The organism is Pseudoxanthomonas mexicana, assembly GCF_001556105.1.
Taxonomy (GTDB): Bacteria; Pseudomonadota; Gammaproteobacteria; order Xanthomonadales; family Xanthomonadaceae; genus Pseudoxanthomonas_A; species Pseudoxanthomonas_A mexicana_A.
Genome location: NZ_LSIF01000027.1, coordinates 96,540 through 117,113, shown reverse-complemented (window position 1 = coordinate 117,113; position 20,574 = coordinate 96,540). Strand labels below are relative to the sequence as shown.

Annotated in this window: 16 protein-coding genes and 1 pseudogene; 10 read left to right on the top strand and 7 right to left on the bottom strand. The window is 63.8% G+C overall.

Annotation, left to right across the window (positions count from 1 at the left end):
* Positions 1–59: 59 nt before the first annotated feature.
* From AX730_RS04585 to AX730_RS18360, 6 genes are all read left to right on the top strand, one after another.
* Complete coding sequence (locus AX730_RS04585) at positions 60–2,396, top strand: glycosyltransferase family 2 protein (protein WP_083537715.1); 2,337 nt, start codon at positions 60–62, stop codon at positions 2,394–2,396.
* 19 nt (positions 2,397–2,415) lie between these two features.
* Positions 2,416–3,204: an ABC transporter permease gene (locus AX730_RS04580; protein WP_062352619.1), complete on the top strand. Its 789-nt coding sequence runs from the start codon at positions 2,416–2,418 to the stop codon at positions 3,202–3,204.
* Positions 3,205–3,214: 10 nt separating this feature from the next.
* A complete protein-coding gene (locus AX730_RS04575) occupies positions 3,215–4,345 on the top strand; it encodes an ABC transporter ATP-binding protein (protein ID WP_062352614.1) in 1,131 nt (376 codons plus the stop codon).
* Positions 4,346–4,419: 74 nt separating this feature from the next.
* Positions 4,420–5,235, top strand: a complete 816-nt coding sequence (locus tag AX730_RS04570) for a hypothetical protein (RefSeq protein WP_062352611.1) — start codon at positions 4,420–4,422, stop codon at positions 5,233–5,235.
* 14 nt (positions 5,236–5,249) lie between these two features.
* Complete coding sequence (locus AX730_RS04565; protein WP_062352608.1) at positions 5,250–6,941, top strand: glycosyltransferase family protein; 1,692 nt, start codon at positions 5,250–5,252, stop codon at positions 6,939–6,941.
* Between the two features lie 54 nt (positions 6,942–6,995).
* Positions 6,996–9,458, top strand: a complete 2,463-nt coding sequence (locus AX730_RS18360) for an adenylyltransferase/cytidyltransferase family protein (RefSeq protein WP_083537714.1) — start codon at positions 6,996–6,998, stop codon at positions 9,456–9,458.
* A gap of 44 nt (positions 9,459–9,502) precedes the next feature.
* On the opposite strand, the gene AX730_RS04555 is transcribed toward AX730_RS18360, so the two are convergent.
* From AX730_RS04555 to AX730_RS04540, 4 genes are all read right to left on the bottom strand, one after another.
* Positions 9,503–10,270 carry a CatB-related O-acetyltransferase gene (locus AX730_RS04555; RefSeq protein ID WP_062352604.1) on the bottom strand — a complete coding sequence of 256 codons (768 nt, stop codon included), beginning with the start codon at positions 10,268–10,270 and terminating at the stop codon, positions 9,503–9,505.
* 2 nt (positions 10,271–10,272) lie between these two features.
* Entirely contained in the window at positions 10,273–11,004 is a 732-nt protein-coding gene (locus tag AX730_RS04550) for a class I SAM-dependent methyltransferase (RefSeq protein ID WP_062352600.1), read from the bottom strand.
* Between the two features lie 63 nt (positions 11,005–11,067).
* Positions 11,068–11,976 (bottom strand): 5'-3' exonuclease, encoded by a 909-nt coding sequence (locus AX730_RS04545; protein WP_062352586.1) that lies wholly within the window; start codon positions 11,974–11,976, stop codon positions 11,068–11,070.
* Positions 11,969–12,550 carry a nitroreductase family protein gene (locus AX730_RS04540; RefSeq protein WP_062352583.1) on the bottom strand — a complete coding sequence of 194 codons (582 nt, stop codon included), beginning with the start codon at positions 12,548–12,550 and terminating at the stop codon, positions 11,969–11,971. The genes AX730_RS04545 and AX730_RS04540 overlap by 8 nt, the downstream gene beginning before the upstream one ends.
* A gap of 183 nt (positions 12,551–12,733) precedes the next feature.
* On the opposite strand from AX730_RS04540, the pseudogene AX730_RS04535 reads away from it, so the two are divergent.
* From AX730_RS04535 to AX730_RS04520, 4 genes and pseudogenes are all read left to right on the top strand, one after another.
* Positions 12,734–14,854: pseudogene (locus tag AX730_RS04535) on the top strand (DUF1631 family protein); the annotation flags it as partial.
* Positions 14,855–15,041: 187 nt separating this feature from the next.
* A complete protein-coding gene (locus tag AX730_RS04530) occupies positions 15,042–17,366 on the top strand; it encodes a DUF1631 domain-containing protein (protein ID WP_062352577.1) in 2,325 nt (774 codons plus the stop codon).
* 74 nt (positions 17,367–17,440) lie between these two features.
* Positions 17,441–18,532 carry an NAD(P) transhydrogenase subunit alpha gene (locus AX730_RS04525; protein ID WP_062352574.1) on the top strand — a complete coding sequence of 364 codons (1,092 nt, stop codon included), beginning with the start codon at positions 17,441–17,443 and terminating at the stop codon, positions 18,530–18,532.
* A 134-nt stretch (positions 18,533–18,666) separates the two neighbouring features.
* Positions 18,667–19,119: a tetratricopeptide repeat protein gene (locus AX730_RS04520; protein ID WP_157074100.1), complete on the top strand. Its 453-nt coding sequence runs from the start codon at positions 18,667–18,669 to the stop codon at positions 19,117–19,119.
* A gap of 21 nt (positions 19,120–19,140) precedes the next feature.
* On the opposite strand, the gene AX730_RS04515 is transcribed toward AX730_RS04520, so the two are convergent.
* The 3 genes from AX730_RS04515 to AX730_RS04505 are packed head-to-tail and all read right to left on the bottom strand — an operon-like array spanning position 19,141 to position 20,554.
* Positions 19,141–19,593 (bottom strand): DUF3106 domain-containing protein, encoded by a 453-nt coding sequence (locus AX730_RS04515; protein WP_062352568.1) that lies wholly within the window; start codon positions 19,591–19,593, stop codon positions 19,141–19,143.
* Complete coding sequence (locus tag AX730_RS04510) at positions 19,590–19,988, bottom strand: nitroreductase family protein (protein ID WP_062352565.1); 399 nt, start codon at positions 19,986–19,988, stop codon at positions 19,590–19,592. Before AX730_RS04510 ends, AX730_RS04515 begins: the two co-directional genes overlap by 4 nt.
* Positions 19,985–20,554 carry an RNA polymerase sigma factor gene (locus AX730_RS04505; protein WP_062352562.1) on the bottom strand — a complete coding sequence of 190 codons (570 nt, stop codon included), beginning with the start codon at positions 20,552–20,554 and terminating at the stop codon, positions 19,985–19,987. Before AX730_RS04505 ends, AX730_RS04510 begins: the two co-directional genes overlap by 4 nt.
* Positions 20,555–20,574 lie beyond the last annotated feature (20 nt).

The window sequence follows — 20,574 nt, the reverse complement described above, 5'->3', positions numbered from 1 at the left end:
AGGACGCCCCGCACTTCCGGGGAGCAGGGGGCGCCAGTGACGGTCAGCCCGCGAGAATCATGTCTTTGCGTTTTTGGCGATCTTCCTGGGTGGCACCCGTCAGCGTACGGCTGACCCCGCTCCTGCAGCTTCTGGCCCATGCCGTTTCATCCGAGGCCACGGAGTACGCGGCTGAAGGTGACGACCCGCAATTCCGGGTGGATCCCGACTACGGCATCCATGCGCTGGTACCGGGCTGGTACGTGATGCATGTCCTCCTGCAAGTCACGGGTGGTGGCATACAGCGCCCCTGTCTGTATCCGGATTACGGTGGCGGTTGCAGCGAAGCGACGCGCATTCCACTGCCGCAGCCTGATGCCCTGGGGCGGATTAAGGCTTTGGTTCTGATCAGCCGGCCTCTGCGCGCCCTCAGGTTCGATCCGACCATCAGGCCGGCTCGTTTTCGGGCAGGTGAGATGAAGTTTCGCCGCATTGCCCGGCCACATGCGCTCTGGATGCTCTTGCAAGGCGTTGATCCGTCCAGCGAAGGTCAGGCCCACTCGACGAAGGCGCTTTTGGCCCGCTGCGTCGCGTTCTTCAGGAGCGTCGGGCGGCAAGGACTGAGTTCCGCCGTCGATGAGTTGGTACACAACTACTACGGCGCATCACGCCATGCTTCCGGCGGCTATCTGCAGTGGCTGGACCATTTCGACCCCCTCAAGGGAGGGGGACTGGAGCTGGCGCGTGTCAACGCAGGCCAGCTCGAGAGCGGCCCACTGATTTCAGTGGTGCTTCCCGTCTACAACACCCCGCTGACCTTTCTCCGGCGTTGCATCGACAGTGTTCGCGGGCAGACCTACGAGAACTGGGAGCTCTGCATTGCGGATGACGCTTCGTCCGATGCACGGGTTGCCGAGTGTCTTGCCGCCTTTGTGCGAGAGGACGCACGTATCAAAGTCGTCGCGCGCGAGCAGAACGGCCACATCAGCGAGGCCACGAATAGTGCGCTTGCCCTGGCTTCTGGCAGCCATGTGGCATTCCTTGACCACGACGATGAGCTGAGCGCAGATGCGCTCCATCAGGTCGTGGTGGCGCTCAAGGAGCATCCGCAGGCCAGGTTGCTTTACAGCGACGAGGACAAGATCGATGCGTCGGGTCGTCGTTTCGAGCCGCATTTCAAGCCTGGCTGGAATCCGGAACTGCTTCGCTCCCAGAACTACATCTGCCATTTGATGGTGGTGGAGACGAGCCTGCTCGCGCAGGTCGGCTTGTTGCGCGCTGGCTTCGAAGGCTCCCAGGACCATGACCTGGTCCTCAGGTGCACCGAGGTCCTCCTTCCTGAGCAGATCTGCCATATCCCCCGGGTGCTGTACCACTGGCGCGCAATCGAGGGATCGACGGCGCTCGGCGGCGACCAGAAGAGCTATGCCTCGGAGGCGGGGCGGCGCGCCGTGAGCGAGCACTTGCAGCGCATTCGGCGCGACGGTGTCGTGGAGACGTTGAATCCTGGCTGCTATCGCACCCTGCTGGCACTGCCCACGACCCCACCCAGAGTCAGCGTGATCATTCCAACGAAGGACCGTGCCGACCTGCTCTCCCTGTGCGTGCGCAGCGTACTGGACAAGACCGACTACCCTGATTTCGAAGTCATCGTGGTGGACAACGGCAGCCTGGATCCCGACGCGCGCCAACTGCTGAAGGAACTGCACAAGGCCCCCAATGTCCGTGTGCTGGACTATCCGATCCCGTTCAATTTCTCGGCCATCGTCAACCATGGCGTCCGCCATGCCGAGGGCAGCGTGCTGTGCCTGTTGAACAACGATACCGAAGTCATCAACCGATCCTGGCTGCACGAACTGGTGGCACGTGCCGCGCAGCGCGATGCGGGGGCCATCGGCGCGATGCTCTACTATCCGGACGACACGATCCAGCATGCCGGTGTAGTACTGGGCCTGGGAGGTGTCGCTGGTCATGTGTACACCCGCATGGGACGTGGCGCGCCGGGGTACATGGCGCGTGCCTGGGTCGCCCAGAACATGAGTGCAGTGACCGCCGCCTGCATGGTCGTGCGAAGGGAAATCTTCGAAGAAGTTGGTGGCTTCGACGAGGCACTGCCGGTCGCCTTCAATGACATCGACTTCTGTCTCCGTCTGTTGCAGGCGGGCTACCGCAACGTATGGACGCCGTATGCAGAGCTCTACCACCACGAGTCGGCGAGCCGTGGCAGCGAGGATTCGCCCGAGAAACAGGCGCGCTTCGCCGCGGAAGTGCATGCCATGAAATGGCGCTGGGGCGACCTGCTGCACGACGACGTTGCCTACAACCCCAATCTCACGCTGGACCAGGGCGACTACGGCCTGGCTTTCCCGCCGCGCTCGCCGAAACTGCGTATCGCCAGCGTTCCCATCCGCCACTGAAGTCCCAGGCAATCGAACAATGAGTCTTCTTTTCCGGCACCTCGCCGAAAGCTTCCGCAAGCCAGACCACTGGCTTTACACCAGTTGGCTGGACGTCATCACCAAGTACCGCAAGAACGCGCTTGGGTTGTTCTGGATTTTCTTTCCTCCGATCGTCTACATATGGGGATTGGGTGCGTTCATGGGTGCGATTCAGGGCAGGCAGATGGGCTCATTCCTCGCGCATATCGGTTTCGGATTCATGCTGTTCCGGCTGATGTCGACGATGTTCATCGAGGCCGGCGCAACGTTCGCGGCACATCTGCCTTACATCCATGATGGGAACTTGAGGCTTACCGATTACGTGCTGCGGACCCTTTCCAAGGCGCTGATCCACTTTCTGTTCGCTGTGCCCCTGCTGGCCCTGGTGCTGGTAGGGGAGGCGTCCGTTTCGCCGCTGGGTCTGCTCTCTTCGCTTGCAGGCCTACTGATCGTACTGGTGAATCTGTTCTTCCTCGGCGTGTTGGTCGCGCTCGTCGGGGCGCGCTATCCCGACGTCAATGATTTCTTCGGCAGCGTGATGCTCGCCGTGTTTCTGATAACACCCATCGTCTGGCTTGCTGAAGCGGCGCCTGCGGATTCGATGCAGGGCATGCTGATGCGCGCGAATCCTTTCCATCACATGCTTGCCGTGGTCCGTGGCCCTATCCTCGGCGAGGCGAACGAGACGTCGACGTATGTCTATATCGGTGCAATGACGATAGCCGGCGTGCTGATATCGGCATTCTCCTATTCGCGATTCGCACGTCGCGTTCCGATCTGGCTCTGAGGAGGCCGAGATGACCGTATCCCTGCGTGCTTACAACGTCTCCCTTGAGCTGCCGACGGAAGTCCACAAGACCGGCCGCAAAGGTTACAGCGACCTCCTGGCCACGATCTCCGGCGCCGTCCGTTACCAATCCACGATCCTCTCCGGCATCAACTTCGCTGCGGCCGACGGCGACCGTATCGGCGTCATGGGGCTCAATGGCGCTGGCAAAACCACGCTACTGCGCGTCCTCAATGGTGCCTACCCGCCGACCGCCGGCGTTGTGCGGGCGGAGGGTGCCCGACAGTCTCTGCTCAGCCCTCTGCTCGGATTCTCCGAGTTCGCGTCGGTCGCGGAGAACATCTTCCTGCGCGGAACGGCCATGGGCCTGCGCTACCGTCAGCTGAAGCTCGCGGCGCCCGAAATTCTCGAATTCGCAGGTCTTACGGATCGCGCAGAGTATCCATTTTACTCGTTATCCAGCGGTCAGCGGATGCGATTGGGATTCTCCATCTCGACTGCGGTGCAGCCCGACATCCTGCTGATGGACGAGTGGTTGTCGACCGGCGACGCTTCATTCGTCCAGCGCGCCAGGAAGCGCATGACGGACCGTTTCGAAGGGAGCCGGATCGTCGTGATCGCGAGCCACAGCACCGGTCTCCTGCGGAACATGTGCAACAAGGCGCTCGTGCTGGACAAGGGAATGATGAGGTTCTTCGGCGAGATCGCCGAAGGTCTGGAGGTCTATCGCGAGCTGATCTCGCTTGCGTCGGCCGATGTCCGGGATGCGGCCGCTGGTGACGATCCCATCCTGTTCGGGAGTACGACGGGTGTGGTCGAACGTATTCGGGCTGTTGGTGGACTCCTCGAAGTCTCCGGTTGGGCGGTGGACGAGCGCGGCAAAGAGCCTGTCGTGGTATGCCTGGAGCTCGGCGGAGAGAAGCACCTGGTAGAGGCCTTCGAGCGCATACAGCGCGACGACGTCAGCTCCTACCTCGGCAAGACCTCGGGCAAGTACGGTTTCCGCGTGTCGTTGCCCTTGCCGGGAGCGATCGATGCCGCACACCTTGTCGAGCACCTGCGGGTCAGTGTCGGCAAGAGCACCTCGCGGCTCAGTCCTCCGTTGCCGCTGGTCCGCGCGAGCGTCGTCGAAACGGACTGAGCCTGCAGCCACCTGCACACGGCCTCGCTTCTCGAGGTCCGTAATTCAACCCATGATGTGGAAACCAGATCAACATGAATGAAGTCGTCAGCACCATCGTCAGGTTCCACGATCCGGCCGGCATGGCCAGGCTGGAGCGTGCAATCCAAAGCCTTCATTCGCAGACGGACCTACTTGTACAGCCGATCATCGTCACCCAGGGATTCAACGGCGACGACCTCGCGCGGCTCAGAGAGTCCGTGGGGCGGCAATGGTTCTTCGAATGGATGCCGCAGCCGGTCATCCTCAATCATTCCGATCAGTCGCGCCGTGATATCAGGTCGGATCTGATCAATCTCGGCATCGAGGAGCACAAGCGGGGCGGCAATCGTTATCTCGCCTTCCTGGACTACGACGATCTGCTTTACACCCACGCCTACAAGACGCTCACGACGGCGTTGTCGACCACGGCTGCGGCGGTCGCGTTCGCCGGGATGGAGATGGCCCATGCGGTGGGCTTGCGTGACTACGATTTCATCTACGAAATGAGCAAACCCTTCAAGGGAAAGAACAAGCTGGACCTCGTGCACGAGAACTTTGCGCCGCTGCACTCGTACATGGTGGACTGCAGCAAGGTCCCGGCCCATGAGCTTCGCTTCAGGAGCGAGCTGAGCCGTGTCGAGGACTATGACTTTCTATTGCGTGTAGCAGGCCCGAATCCTTGCGATTTCAGTCAGTTGAAAGTCTGCATTGGCGCGTACATCCAGCGCAGCGACGACAGCAATACGACCCCCAAGGGTGTCGACACGCCGGAAGACAAGATCAAGCAGGAGGTCTGGAAGGCGAATCGCGATCTGCTGAATACGCTTCGCAGCACTTACGAAGTCAAGCTGTTTGCGTCCGACCTCTGAATGGAAGTAGAGAAATGATCAACGAACGAATGAACGACGTTAACCTGCTTCGTGCGTCAGGCCTGGTGGACAGGATGTACCTGGCGGCTGCGATGGGAATGAATGCGGAAGCTGCCGGCGTGCCCATCGAGTTGCTCTACCTGGAGAATCCAGGTTATTGGACGGCGGCGACTTCGCCGCTGTTCGATGGGCGCTACTATTTCAGTCAGATTCCTGAGCTCAAGGAGGCCGGTGTCAATCCACTTCTGCACTACGTGCAGAAGGGCTTCAAGGAGGCGCGATCGCCATCTCCGCTGGTCGACATGATGCATGTGACGAACCAGCTCGTGGGCGATGTCGGGCATCCCATAACCTTGGCCGACCGGGAAAAGGCGCTGGAACGCTATTCTGGCCTCCGCCAGGCGCTGCTGGAGACGGGTGCCGATCCGAACATATTCTTCGAGAACAAACTCTACCGGAATCAACATCATGCCATCCCCATCAGTGCGGTCGACATTCCGCTGGAGCACTACATGGCGCGACGTGGACGTAACGGAGGGAGCTATCTCGAATGCTCCTCGATCGCGTCCTTCAAGTACTACATGGGCGGCAATCGCGATCTCGAGCAGGCAGGCGTTGTCCCGCTCCTGCATCTTCTGCAGTTCGGCCTCACCGAGGGGCGCCGCTTCTCGCCCGCCAAATGTGTGAGCGAAAGCTTCCTCGGGAATGCCGCCTCGTTGTTCGACGACGAACGCATGAAGACGTTGCCGGGATTCATTGCGGCCAACGGAGCGACGGGGCAGCTGGCGGGCCCGCAATGGCCGACGCCGTTCACGAAAAAGCAGCTTCCCGCGTTGCGCCACGAGGCCGCCAAGGGAAGCCGGAGCTGTTTCGTCGGGATCGTCCTCTACAACAACAGCGATCAGGAGCTCCGCAAGCTGGAGGCTTCGTTGAAGCGGGAGGCGGCAGAACACAAGGGCTACCGTATTCGCTGGCGGTATTTCTCCAACGATCCGGCCAATGTCGAGAGGTACGAGCGGATCATCGGCGGTCAAGTTCTGGTGGCCGAGGGCGGTGAGAATCTCGGCTTCGGGCGTGCGCACAACGCATTGATGGAGCATGCGTTCCTGGAAGACCCGCTTTACGTCGGCGCCAATCCGGACGGCTACTTCACGCCCGGGTCCATCAAGGCCCTGATCGACATGTCCGACTATTTCCAGGGGCAGGCGCTCATTGAAGGGGTGGCGGCGCCGATCGATCACCCGAAATGGCACGATCCTGTGACGTTGGATACGAACTGGGTTTCAGGTGCGTGCTTCGCGCTGCCGAAGGCGCTATGGGCGGAAACGCGTGGTTTCGATCCCGCCATCCATATGTACAGTGAAGACGTCGATCTTTCCTGGCGCGTCAGGCTGCTTGGAGGTCTACTGAAGGTATGTCCCACCGCGCGTTTCGTCCACGACGTCACGCCAAGGTTCAGCGCCGTCGAGACGCAGGACGTGGAGATCGCGCGGACCAAGGCGATGCTGACGGGCGCGTACTACCTCGCGAGGAAATGGGGTGATGCACAGCAGGCGACAAAGGTCAGGAATGCGTTGAGTGCCTATTTCGCACCTGCCGAGATAGATGGCTTTGCGGCTCCACAGAGCGTCATTTCCATGAGTGCTGCCCGTCGCATCACCAATTTCGCCCACGAGCGATTCGCGCCTTCGCGCTTCTGGCACTGACGCGTTACCGCGCAATGGCCGCGCCAATGTACTGATTCCAGAATCCGGTTATCGATGAAAAGAGTAATCACGTTCGGCACTTTCGATCTTCTCCACGAAGGCCATCTGAGGATCCTTGAGCGCGCGAAGTCGCAAGGGGATCATTTGGTCGTTGGCGTGTCGACGGATCGCCTGAATGCGGAGAAGGGCAAGCGGTCATTCTTCGACCAGGAGCACCGCAGGGAGTGTGTCGCCGCGCTCGCGTGCGTGGATGACGTGTTCTTCGAGGATTCGCTCGAGAAGAAGGACGAGTACATCCGCGAGCATCGCGCCGACATCCTCGTCATGGGGGACGACTGGCAGGGGAAGTTCGATTGGGTGTCCTGCGAGGTCGTTTATCTGCCAAGGACCGAGGGTGTCTCGTCGACGGACGTCAAAGCGAGCATCGGCGAGCGATTCAAGCCTCTGCGGGTGTTGTTCGGTGATACCTATCTCAAGAAGCACTACGACTGCGCTCTCAGCCTTGTCAATGAGATGACGGGCGCGAACATGGCACCCATCCTTACGCAGGCCAAGACGCTGCCGCCAGGCATCGACTGCGACTGCATCGTGTACTTCAACTTGCCCGTCAATCCGCCAAGCGGCGAGTACGCCGATAGGCCAAGGGTGCTGATCGATCACGGCGCCAGCAACTTGAAGTGGTTTCTTGCCAATCAGAAACGATTCGACTTCTTCGACGTCATCATTACCGCAGGGCCGGACCACACGCGGTCGCTGCTGACGTTCTTCCCCGGAGGTTCTGACAGGAGCGGCAAGGTCAGGTCTGCCGGGTTCATCAAGTCCAGGCAGTTGCTTGGTCCGCCACTCCGGACGCGCGATGAGGTCTGCTCGCTCTGCAGCCTGGATCCACAGAAGCCTATCGTCCTGTTCGTGCCCACCTGGTACATCACCAACAATCGCGATATCGCACTCGCCATCGAACAGATCTCGGAGATCGACAACCACGTCGCGCTCCTGCATCCGGAAACGGCGCACATCGATGTTTCGAAGCTTAATGTGGCCGTCAACGAGAATGGAATCCTAAGTGAGCTTCTGAAGCACGCCGACTGTGTGATCTCGGAGCTTTCATCGACGATATTCGAGGCCGCGGCGTTGCAGAAGCCGATTGTCCAGATCCTGCTGCGAGAGTACTCGGACAACAACGCGACGTTGTTTGATTTCCCCTATACGGCAGGGACTTCTGAGCTGTTCTGCGGTGGCTTGCCGTGCCGGCCTCAAGGCGTCAAGGCGGCGGTCGATCGGGCGCTTTCGGGTTCGGCCGAGGTGTCCGCCGCGCTTGCTGGCATGCGAGGGCGGATACTCAGAGGAACCTCAATTTCCGATGACAGCTCTGTAGCGATCGTCGACGAGATTGCGCGAGCAAGTCACCTTGCGGGAACTGCACTTTCGGCGTCGCGTTCTTCGCGAAGTCAATCGGTCGCCACTCATGCGCTCGCGCATGAGAATCTCCTGTTTTCGAGAAATACATTGATAGCCTGTGGTGGCGGTCGTTGGGAGCAGTACGGACCCTCATCGTCCAAAGAGGCCCTCCAGGGCATGTTGAAAGGCCTCGACTTCGTTGAGTTGGATTTCGCGCTTGCCTCGGATGGTGTGCATGTTGCCCATGAGGGCACAGGTCATCGATACGCGCTCGATGTTCCCCTCAAGAGTGTTGCGACACGGGAACTGCTGTCTCGCAAGTTCGATGGCGTGTTGACGCCGATCGGCTCGGCGGAGGCCGTTTCGTTGGCGGCAAGGAATCGCAAAGTGCTGGTCTGCAATATTGTTGACAAGGGCGGCGACTACGCGGCTGTCCTCAAGATACTGCATGAACTGGCGGAAGAAGCTGGCGCGACCAACCATGTTGTGGTCGAGTGCGGCGATCTTCAGGAGTTGAATGCCGCACTCCGTGCGGGTTTTGTGCGCGTGATTCTTGATGTCTGTCGATACCATGATGGCGATCCCCTGGGGGACGCATCGTTTGATTTTCTACGGACGGCGATGGATATCGAGCCGTCGGAAGTCGTCGGAATCAAGATCCCGTACAAGATCGGAGATGCAGCGGTTCCTACGGTCCAACACCCCCGCTCGCTGGAGCTCTTCCAGTTCTGGCGACGCATTTATGTAAAGGGCGCGCCGGTAACGGAGTACGGCAGGATGCTCAACGGGAACTTTGGTGTGTTCGCCGAGGGATACTCGGCCAAATTCCAGTTTCAGCATACCCCTCCGGATTTTTCCTGGAGGGAGTACCTGTTCCTCAATCCCGACGTGGCAGCGGCTGGTCATGCCAATCAGGTGGGTGCGGTTCTTCACTACCTGCATTATGGCCATGGCGAGGGACGCGTTCTCCGGTACTCGGTGCCGTCAGATTTCACGCAGGCCGTATACGTAGACATGAATCCGACGCTTCGTACCGCAGGGATCAGTGGCGAAAATGCGGCGAAAGCGCACTGGACCAAATATGGCAAGAGGGAAGGGAGAAAATACAAGCGTAGTTAGCTTCGCCGGAAGCCGGAGATCCGCGTTCGCTATGGAAATGCGGCTTACAGCGTCACGCTCCATGGATGAAATGCGGGGCTGGCGTCTCCGATAGACCGCAATGCGTCTTCGGGGTTGAGGGTTTCACCCGAGAAGATTGTCTTCGGATCATGTGTCCACCATTGCGACGCGATAAGCTTGGCAATCGTTTCGAAATCAAAACGAAACCTGATGATCTTCGCGGGATTTCCGCCGACGATCGCATACGGTGGGACATCGCCAGTCACGGTGCTGTTGGCGGCGATGATCGCTCCCGATCCTATGGATATCCCCAGCCCCAGAGTGCAGTTGGCGCCTATCCATACGTCGTGCGCGATCACGGGATACTTCTTCTCGCCTGCTGTCGAGAAGCTGGAGGCAAACGCACGGATTGAAGGTGTGATGTATTCCTTGAAAAGATTGTTGCTCGGTCGAAAAAGGAATGCTGATGTCGTCAGGCTCTGGATCGGGTGATGGGAGTCGATGAACTTCAGGCCAGTCGATATGGAGCAGTATCTCCCTACGATGAGTCCGTCTGGGAGCGGCGAGTAGGAATAACTGAAGGACCCCATCGTGCAAAGGCCGCAGGAGGGGTGGCCGCCCACAAATGGAGCGTAGGGTCCTCCGTACAGCCCGCAATTCTGCTCGATGGTGATCGAGTGTCTGAATCTCAAGCGTTGGCCTGATTTCAGCCACCCGTAGCGTCCTTCGGTCGGTGCAGGATTGTTGTATGAGAGCAGGATCGTGTTCTGGTGGAAGCTCGCCAGCAGTTCATCCGTAACTTCGACTTCCATGCTCACGCCGCGTGCTCCATGCAGCAGACGGACTGACCCAGGCTTCCCATTCGCTCCATCACGCGGCCGTCGTCCCAAACAACAGGCTCTGACAGAGGGATATAGGCGGAGTCGCCATCCAGGATTTGGTGAATGTGTAGTGGGATATGGGCGGCCCAGGCATTTAGCGCGTCGCGATCCATGAACTGATTGAGTACTTTGTCGACCCTGGGGTCGCCGAGCGAGGCTTCGAAGATGTTCCAGTGCGAAGGCATCCGGAATTCCAGGAACGAGAAAACAATCTTTCCCCCTGGTTTGAGAACTCTCTTTGCCTCCTGCAAGTAACGATAGGATTCTTCGAACTGGAGGTGCGTGAACACGGAGAAGAAGGTGACGAAGTCCGCGGAATGATCCGGCTCGGGAATCGTCGTGCCTGGGGCGGCGTAGAAGCGCCAGTCATCGCGTCCAGATCTCTTTTCTGCGTACTGAAACAACTCTGGGACCACGTCAATCCCGATGTATGAGCTGGTCAGGTACGAGCTGAGCTGTGAAGCGAGGCGGCCACTTCCGCACCCGACATCCACGACGGAATGGTCAGGTTGCAGTCCCAGATGTTTCAGGAGTTCGAACTCCAGCCTGCCGACAGCTTCGTAGTCGCCCCCGACCGCCAACGACATGGCCTGCGACTCGTCGTGGGTGTCCAGCAGTTCCTTGCTGTGCTTCAGATAGCTGGAGAGAAAGTGGGGCAGCTTCATCCTGCAGAATTCCGTTCCGTTGTATATGCGCCCATTCTAACGACATGGCGCCGCGCGCCGCTGTCACTCCAGCCCCGCTGCCACGCGCAACCGCCGACGCGTCATCGGGCCGAAGCGCAGGGCGTCCGACAACGCGCCCAGCATGTCGCCGTCGGCCTTGCCGCGTTCGTGGCCGGTGGTGATGTCACCCAGCGGCGCGTCCAGTGCGATGGTCGTGAGTTGACGCCACAGCAGCGCGTGCTCGCGCTGCTCGCGCAGCCGGATGGCCATCGTGGCCGCGCCACGCAGGCGCAGGAAGGCGACTTCGTCCATGCGGCCCAGCAGCGTATCGAGGTCGCCGAAGTGCGCCAGCAGGATGGCGGCGGATTTCGCGCCGATGCCGGTCACGCCGGGGATGTTGTCGACGGCGTCGCCCGTCAGGGCGAGGTAGTCGGCGATCTGCCGCGCTTCCACGCCGTAGCGCGCCTTGACGCCGGCCATCCCCCAGCGCTGTCCGCGCGCGAAATCCCATTGTTCGTCATGCGCATGCAGCAGCTGCGACAGGTCCTTGTCGGCCGACACGATCACGCCGCGGAATCCCTGCGGCCGTGCCGCATGCAGGGCGCTGCCGATCAGGTCGTCCGCCTCGTATTCGCCATGGGCAAGCACGCTCAGGCCCAGCGCTGCGCAAAGCGCCTTGCAGTGGGTGAACTGCCGCCGGAGCTCGTCCGGCGCGGGATCGCGGTTGGCTTTGTAGGCCGGATAGATCCGGTTGCGGAAGCAGCTGTCGAGCGCCTCGTCGAAGGCGATGGCGATGTGCTCCGGCCGTTCCTTTTCCAGCAGTTCCAGCAGGAAACGTGCGAAGCCATGCACCGCGTTGGTGGGCCACCCGTCCGCATCCTGGAATTCGTCCGGCATCGAATGCCAGGCGCGGAACACGTACAGGCTGGCATCGACCAGATAGAGCGGGCGCGGGTGCAACGGCTCAGGCATCGGGTGTCCATTCGGTCAGCATCGCTGCGGGGTCGGGGCGCTCCCGCTCGGGGGCTTCCAGCCGTGGCGTGCCGATATGGATGAAGCCCGCGATCGTTTCGTTCGGCGCCAGGCCCAGAACGTCTGAGATGTGCGCGTCGTACGCCATCCAGCCGGTCAGCCATTGCGCCCCGAAGCCGAACGCCTGGGCGGCCTGCAGCAGGGCGAAGCAGACGCTGCCGGCGGTGAGCAGCTGTTCCTGTTCGGGCACCTTGTGGCCAGGGGTCAGGCGCGCGACGACGGTGATGATGTCCGGCGCGCTGGAAAAACGGCCACGATCCTTTTCCACCGCCGCGGCGGGCGCATCCGGGTCGAGTGCACGGGTGCGGGCGGCCAGTCGGTCGCCCAATGCATGACGTGCCTCACCGTGGATATGGATGAAACGGAACGGCACCAGCTTGCCGTGGTCGGGGACGCGTACCGCCGAGGCCAGCATGCGTTGCAGCGTCGCCGGATCGGGGCCGGGTTCAGCTAACTGCTTCGATGGCACGGAGCGTCGCGTGTCCAATGCCTGCAGCAGACTTTCAGTGAGCATGGAGTCGCCTTATAGTGGGGTGCACTGCACATATCGGTGCATGAGTTTAATCGCAGCGGATGCATCACGGTCCGCGCCACGCACGGATCCGGGTTCAGGTCGGGTCGCAGCGGACAACCTGGCCGACCGAACGACGCAATGCCCGCAACGCCACCGCCTCCTGCCACCTCCGGCAACCAGCTCGTCGAACTGCTACGCGAGGCCATGCAGCCGTCGCTGGATGCCGCCTTCGCGGACGTCATCGACGGCCTGCGCCAGCCGATGCTGGACAGGCTGGAACGCATGGAGCTGGACCGTGGCCCTTATCTGGATGGCCTGCTGGCGCTCAAGGAGCGCAGGGAGCTGATCCTGCGCGGGTTCCGTGAGGACATGGCGGCTGCATGGCGGGCCGCGGCGGAAGGTGAGGCACCTGCGGCGCGATTCGGACAGGAGCAGACGGGGAACGACCTGGGCCTGGTGGAAGAGGACGAACTGGACGTCCGTCTGGCGACGGAGCAGCTGGCGGATGTCATCTCACGGGAATGGCAGTCCGAATTGCTGCGCCTCAATGGCTACCTGACCTGGCTGGACATGGGCATCCGCCTGCAGCCGGACAGCGCCCCGTATTCCCCGGCACGCATCGCGATGGCGGTCTATCGCGGGCTGGCAGGCGCGTCGTTGCCTGGCAACGTGCGCGCATTGGCCGTGCAGTGCTGCGGTCGCGAGTTCGTCGAACTCATCGGGCCCATCTACGAGTCCATGCACGAGCGGCTGGTTCGCCGGCTTGGTGCGCAGGACAGCGTGACGCCGAGGATGCGTCGCGCACAGGCGATTCCCAGTGCCGGCGACGAGGGAACCCACGAGCCCGACTGGATGACGCGGTTCTTCGTGTCCTGGGATCATGGCGATGTCGACGCCATGGTCGACTCGACCGACAACGCGACCCTGCCGCCGGCGCTGCATCAACTGCTCGAGGAGAGCAGGCTGCAGCGCGCCCGCGCCCACGGTGCCATGCGCACGACGGCACCACGCACGTCGCTGTCGCAGCGCGAACTGGTCGTGGCGCTGACCCTGCTGCAGATCGCCGCGCCCGAGGTGCATGTCGAAGTCCTTGCCTCACCGGACAAGTTGCAGGCGGCGTTCAAGCAGCAGATCTTCCTGCATGCGGCGCAACTGGGTGTCGCACCGGAAGCGGTGGCGATCTCGGACGCGGACGAAAACGTGGTCGATCTCGTCGGCATGCTGTTCGAGGTGATCTTTCGCGAGAGTCACCTCGCGACGGAGCAGGTCCACGTGCTCGGCCGGTTGATGGCGCCGATGGCCAAGGTCGCCCTGCAGGATCGCAAGCTGTTCCTGCAGGCCACCCATTCGGCCCGTCGCCTGCTCAACGTGCTGGTCGAAGCCTGCGATGGCAACCCCGGCGAGAACGACGCGCAGCGCCTGTTGCTGGACAAGGTCAAGGACACCGTGCAGCGATTGGTCGCGGATTTCGACGAGAGCCAGTCGGTGTTCCGTGCGGCGCGGACGGATTTCAATGACTTCTACGCGCGCTATCGCGGCGAAGCCGAGAAGGCCGAGCGCGCGTTGGCGGCGGAGCAGCAGGTGAAGGACGCGGAGGTCGCGGCCCTGGCACGGTTCGCCGAGGGCCTCGATGCGCGATTGCAGGGACAGGAGGTGCCCGTCCCGATGCAGCGCGTGCTGCGGGAAGGGTGGCCCGCGTATGCCTCGCGCATGCAGGCGCTCAACAAGCCGCAGGCCGCCCCGATGATGCTGGATGGCTTGCTGCAGGCGGTCGACGTCGCGAATGTGCGGGGCGACGTACGCAATTGGCATGCGGCGATGGATTGGTTGCAGCCCATGTGGATGGCATCGGGGCACGCGAAGGACGCCATCGCCCGGCAGCGCGAACAGCTGTTTGCGGCCTTGGTGACCCCGCAGGCAGCGGTGCCCGCGGAGGTCGCGACTTCGTCCGGCGCGCCGCCGCCGTTGCTGCCTGGCTTGCTGGAGTCGCATGAGTGGCAGGAAGGACTGCACCGGCACGATCCGGTGATGACGGACTATTTCCAGCAGTTGCGGGAAGGCAGCTGGCTGGATTTCGTCAACAAGGACAACCGGGTGCAGGCCGGCCGCCTGAGCTGGATCAGTCCCGTGTCGGGCCGGATGATGTTCGTCAACCGAGCGGGCGCGCGCATCTGCGTCGCGTCGGTGCAGGAACTGGTGGTGATGGGGCAGCTGGGCCGCGTACGCACCCATCGCGACGAGGATGCGTTCTACAGCGCCATGCAGGGCGTGGTGGACCGCCTGGTGGTGCCCGCGCAGCCCTGATCCAGTGCCGCTGGCCCGCATGCAAGCGGCATGCCGGAATGCGCTTTTATGCGATAACGTGTTGCACGGCATCAAACTGCCGAGGCCATCACGGTTGCCGGTCGGCCGGATTTCCTACGATGTCGTCGCGGATTCCCGTCCGTATCCCCCACCTTTCTTTCGCCCCACCGGGCGGGAAACCCTGCGCATGTCGAATGTCCTGAACATCGCCGACCGCCCCGGGCGCGACACGCGCCTGCTGGAGCAGGCGCGCGACGCCGCGATCCCGCCGCTGGTCGATGCCTTTGCGGTGGCGCTCGGACGTTTCGACGATGCGCTGTTCGACCGCGCGGAGCGCGCCGGCCCCTCCCAGATGGCGTTCCTGGATGCGATGCGCGAGCTGCGCCGCCGCCGCGAAGACATCATCGGGCGCTTCCGCGCCCAGTTGCAGCGCTCGTGGAAGGCGCTGGAAGCCGGGCAGCCGCTGCCGGTCGAGCGCGTCTTCCTGGAGTCCGCGGAAGACACGCTGAGCCTGGTGTCGGAGCAGGAACTGGAATCGCGCCTGGCCGTGCGCAACTTCGCCAGCGTCATCCAGCGCGAGTGCAAGCCGGTGCTGGCACGGCTGGATCGCCGGCTGGGCTGGATCGCCGGCGACATCGCGCTGGACATCGACCTCAATCCCATCGGCCCCGAGCACATCGGCGTGGCCGTGCACCAGGCCTTCGCGGGCTGCGACTTGGCGCCCGACGTCCGGCTGGTGGTGATCAAGCTGTGCGAGCGCGACTTCGTGCCCGCCATCGCGCGCATCTATGCCGCCCTCGACCAGCGCCTGATGCAGGTCGGCGTGATGCCGGAGCTGCCCGCGCGCCGTGCGCCTGCGCCCGCCTCCACGCAAGCGTCGGATGGCGCGCAGGAGCTGGAGGCTGCGGGTGAAGGCGAAGAGCCTGGCGCACCCGCTTGGGCGGCGCGCTTCCTCAATCGCATGGCCGGGGTCAGCCGCGGCCTGCAAGCCAGCCAGACCGCGCCGCCGATGGCCGCCGCGTTCGGCGAAGTGCCGCCAGGCTATGGCTCCGCGCCGGGTGCGCAAGGCGTCCTGCTGGAGGCCCTGCACCACCTGCTGCAGGAGTCGCGACGCGGCCGCGACGCCGACGGCGCGCCGGAAGCGCGCGCTGTGGATCCGCGCCAGCGCGACCTGTCGCAACGCGAGATGCTGTCCGTCCTGTCGCTGCTGCAGGCATCGCCCAGCGCCACGTTGCGTGCCGCCATCGGCGACACCGGCGAGTCGTTGTCGCAGCGGCTGAAGAATGAAGTGCTCAGCAGCGCCACGCAGCTGGGCGTGGACCCGTCGCAGGCGCGCCTGGCGCCGGTCGACGAAGACGCGATCGACCTGGTCGGCATGCTGTTCGACGTGATGCTCGACGAGCGCGACCTGGAAGGCCGTCCGCGCGAGCTGATCGGCCGCCTGGTGGTGCCGTTCGTGAAGGTGGCGCTGCTCGACCGCCGCATGTTCGTGCAGAAGACCCACCCGGCGCGGCGGTTGCTCAACGTGCTGGCCGAAGCCTGCGAAGGCAACAACGGCGAGAGCGCCGCCGAGCGCACGCTGCTGACCAAGGTCGAGGAGGTCGTCGACCGCCTGGTGGCCGAATTCAACGAGAACCTGGCGATCTTCCTGACCCTGGAGGAAGAATTCCGCGCGTACCTGGAACAGCACCGCCGCCGCATCGAGATCGCCGAGCGCCGTGCCGCCGAGATCCAGCGCGGCCAGGAACGCCTGGAAGCCGCGCGCGCGCGCATGACATCGGAACTGGACGAGCGCCTGGGCGACCGGCGCGTGCCGCAAGCCATCGAGGATTTCCTGCGCCAGCCGTGGGCGCACCACGTGACCATGACGGTGCTGCGCGAGGGCGATGAGGGAACGGGCCTGCGCGAATCGCTCGCGCTCGCCGACGGCGTGCTCGAGGAACTGACCGAGGCCCAGCGCCATGTGGTCGGCAAACCGTGGTTGCAGGCGTGGCGCACGGACATGTTGAAGGTGTTCGCCAGCGTCGGCATGAACCAGGACGCGGCAGCCGGTGCGGTCGACGCCCTGCACGACACGCTGCAGGCGGTCGCCGCTGCCCGCCCGGACCTGGAGAAGGCGCTGCCCGAGTTGCCGCAGGTGGTGCTGCCCAAGCCCGTCGTCGACGAGGACACCGTGGCCATCCAGCTGGTGGGGGGCGCGGACACGCTCGATTTCGACCACAGCGACGCGGATCATTTCCGTGGCCTGCCGATCGGCACGTGGCTGGACTTCATCGACAAGGACAACAAGGTGCAGGCCGGCAAGCTGTCGTGGGTCAGCCCGATTTCCTCGCGCCTGCTCTTCGTGAACCGTCGCGGCGTGCGTTTCTGCGTCGCCTCGCCCGAGGAACTGGCGGTGATGGTGCGGATGGGGCGCCTGCGCACCCACCAGAGCGAAGACGCGTTCGACAGCGCGATGCAGGGTGTGATCGAGCGCCTCGAGCCGGTACCGTCGGCCGCCACGCCGGCTTGACCTCATCGCCTCCGCGCGGCCGTGCCGCGCTCTGTTAGCATCGCCTGACGGGTGACCTAACGACGAGGGGCGCAATGGCGGTCGAAGTTCGGGTACTGAAGGAAACCGCCGCCGGCGAACGCCGCGTGGCCGCGACACCGGAAACCGTCAAGAAACTGATCGCCGCCGGTGCGCGTGTCCTCGTGGAGCGCGGCGCGGGTGACGGCGCGGGCTTCATCGACGCGGCCTACCGCGAAGCCGGTGCCGAACCGGTCGACGGCCAGGGCCGCGACAGCGCCGACCTGCTGCTCTGCGTGCAACCGCCGTCCTCAGACGCCATCGCCGGTTTCAAGGCCGGTGCCACGCTGGTCGGCATGTTGCAGCCGGCCGCGGACGCGGCGCGCGCGGATGCGCTGCAGGCGAAGGGCATCCAGGCATTCCCGCTCGAGCGGCTGCCGCGCACCACGCGGGCGCAGGCGATGGACGTCCTCAGCTCGCAGGCCGGCATGGCCGGCTACAAGGCGGTGCTGATCGCCGCGCAACTGGCGCCACGCTTCTTCCCGATGCTGACCACGGCAGCAGGCACGATCCGTCCTTCCAAGGTGCTGATCGTCGGTGCCGGTGTCGCGGGCCTGCAGGGCGTGGCGACCGCCAAGCGCCTGGGCGCGCAGGTCGAAGGCTTCGACGTGCGCCCCGAAACGCGTGAGCAGATCGAATCACTGGGCGGCAAGTTCCTCGACCTCGGCGTCAGCGCGGCGGGCGAGGGCGGCTATGCGCGCCAGCTGACCGATGAAGAACGCGCGCTGCAGCAGCAACGCCTCGCCGACCATCTGAAAGGCATCGACGTCGTGGTCTGCACGGCCGCGGTGCCGGGCCGACCCGCGCCGAAGATCATCACGACGGTGATGGTCGAAGGCATGAAGCCGGGCAGCGTCATCGTCGACCTGGCGGCGGAAACCGGCGGCAACTGCGAACTGACCCGTCCCGGTGACACCTATGCGCACAACGGCGTGACGATTGCCGGCCCGCTCAATCTCGCCAGCCTGGGCGCGGTCCACGCCAGCGAGATGTACGCCCGCAACGTGCTCAATTTCGTCGTGCTGTTCGTCAAGGACGGCGCATTGCAGTTCGACTGGGACGACGAGCTGCTGGCGAAAACCGTGTGGCCGGAACGTACGGTCGCATGAGGCGATGGACATGGCCGCTGGCGGCCATGCTCCTGGTGGGACACGCCGTCGCACAGGAACCGCGTTACGTCGATCCGGATCCTGCGGCGTCGTACCTCGGCTATCCGCCAGGCGGGCGCGTGAGATTCCGGTCGATGATCCAGGCCGCGCTGCAGAAGAATCCGCGCAATGTCTCCGCGCTGGTCCATCGTGCGCATCTCTATGGCGAGATGGGTGATCGTGAACGGGAGCTCCGCGATTACGATGCCGCCCTCGGCGCAAGCGAGCCGGCAAGTCCCCAGCGCCGACACGTTCATTGGTCCCGCGGATGGTCGCGCTACGACCAGGGCGATATCGAGGGCGCTTTATCCGACTGGGCCGAGGCCGAGCGCCTGCATGGTGGTCGGCCTGCATGGGTGACATACACGCGCGCGCTTGCGTACTGGACGGTGGGCGACCATGCCACCGCATTGCACTGGTATGCCTTGGCTGCGAGTGGCTACCCGGAGTGGGGTACGGATGAAGGGATGGAGCAGCGGATCAGATACTGGAGCAAACCGCAGCAAGCCCGGATGCGCGCGTTGTATGCGCACTGGAAAGCCGGCTAGGCGACGTCTGTCCTCCCGGATTCACCGGTCCTGCAGGCGATCGCGGTCGCGGTCACGATCACGCGGCGGTGCGTTCTCGCGCATCCACGCCTCGCGCTGTGCCGGCGTCATCTTCTTCCATTGCTCGCGCAATGCGTCCCGCCGCTCGGGCGTGAGCGCCTTCATGTGGCCGTAAAGCGCGCGCGCCTCGCGACGCTGGTCGGGATTCATGTCCTCGAAGCGCTTCATGCCGTGATGCGCCTGCGCGCGCTGCTCCGGCGTCATCGCCTGCCAGCGCTGCGCACGCTCCAGCATGCGGTCGCGTTGGTCCGGCTCGCGGTTCCAGCGGTCGCGCACGGGCGTGATCAGTGCCTCGCGCTGTTGCGGTGTCAGCTGCTCCCAGGCGGGCAACGGGGCCGGTGCGGCCTGCGCCAGCGCATGGCCGCTGGCGAGCAGCAGGCCGAGGACAAGAATACGAAGGGCGCGGACCTTCATGGGGTCGACTCCATGGCAAGGGGCTGGGCATCGGCGGAGGCCAGCCAGAGGTAGAGATCGGGATCTTCATCGAACGCGCTGGCGACGCCCAGCGCATCCGTGGAAAGGTCGGTGTCGGCCGGCGTGGCCGCCATCGTGGCTGAAGGAACGATCGCGTCAGGTGCGCGGGGCAGCCATTGCAGGCCGATACCCACGGCGAGCACCGCCGAGAACGCCGTGGCCGTCAGCCAGCGCCATGGGTGCCGTCCGCCGGCGGATGGCGCCTGCCGCTGCGCCTCATGGCGCGCGCTGCGCAGCCGCATCAGCGTCTGCGGCGACACCTGCGCCAGCGCGGCCTGGTGCAGGCGACGGGCCTGCTGATCCATGCCATGACCGTCGTCGTGGGCGGGGCTCATCGGAATTCCTCCAGTTGCCGTTGCAGGGCGTCGCGCGCGCGGGACAGGTGGGTCTTCACCGATCCTTCCGAGCAGCCCATCGCGCGTGCCGTGTCAGCCACGTCCAGTTCTTCGAGTACGCGCAAGGTAAAGGCCTCGCGTTGCCGGTTGGGCAGGGCCCGCAGGGCGTGCACCAACCGCGCGTAGGCCTCGCGTTGGTCATGCGTCTGTGCGGGGCCGGCGCCGTGGTCGGGCGCCCAGTCCACCGCGCTTTCCTCGCCGCGATCACCCGTCGGCATCAACCAGCGCAGCCGGAAACCCGCACGACGCTGCATGTCGATGATGCGCCGGCGCAGGATGCTCCAGAACAGCGGCGACCACTCCGCGGCCGGATGCTCGCGGTAGGCCAGCATCTTCATCATCGCGTCCTGCACGGCGTCCAGCGCATCCTCGCGATGGCGAAGGCCGGTCTCCGCGAAGCGGAACGCACGCGGCCCGATGTCGGCCAGGAACAGGTCCAGCGTCGCCGCCAGCGGGGCGGGCGACGACGCGTCGGACAGCGGGCTCGGGGCACTACTCACCAACATAGCTTAGCGGCCGGTGCCGT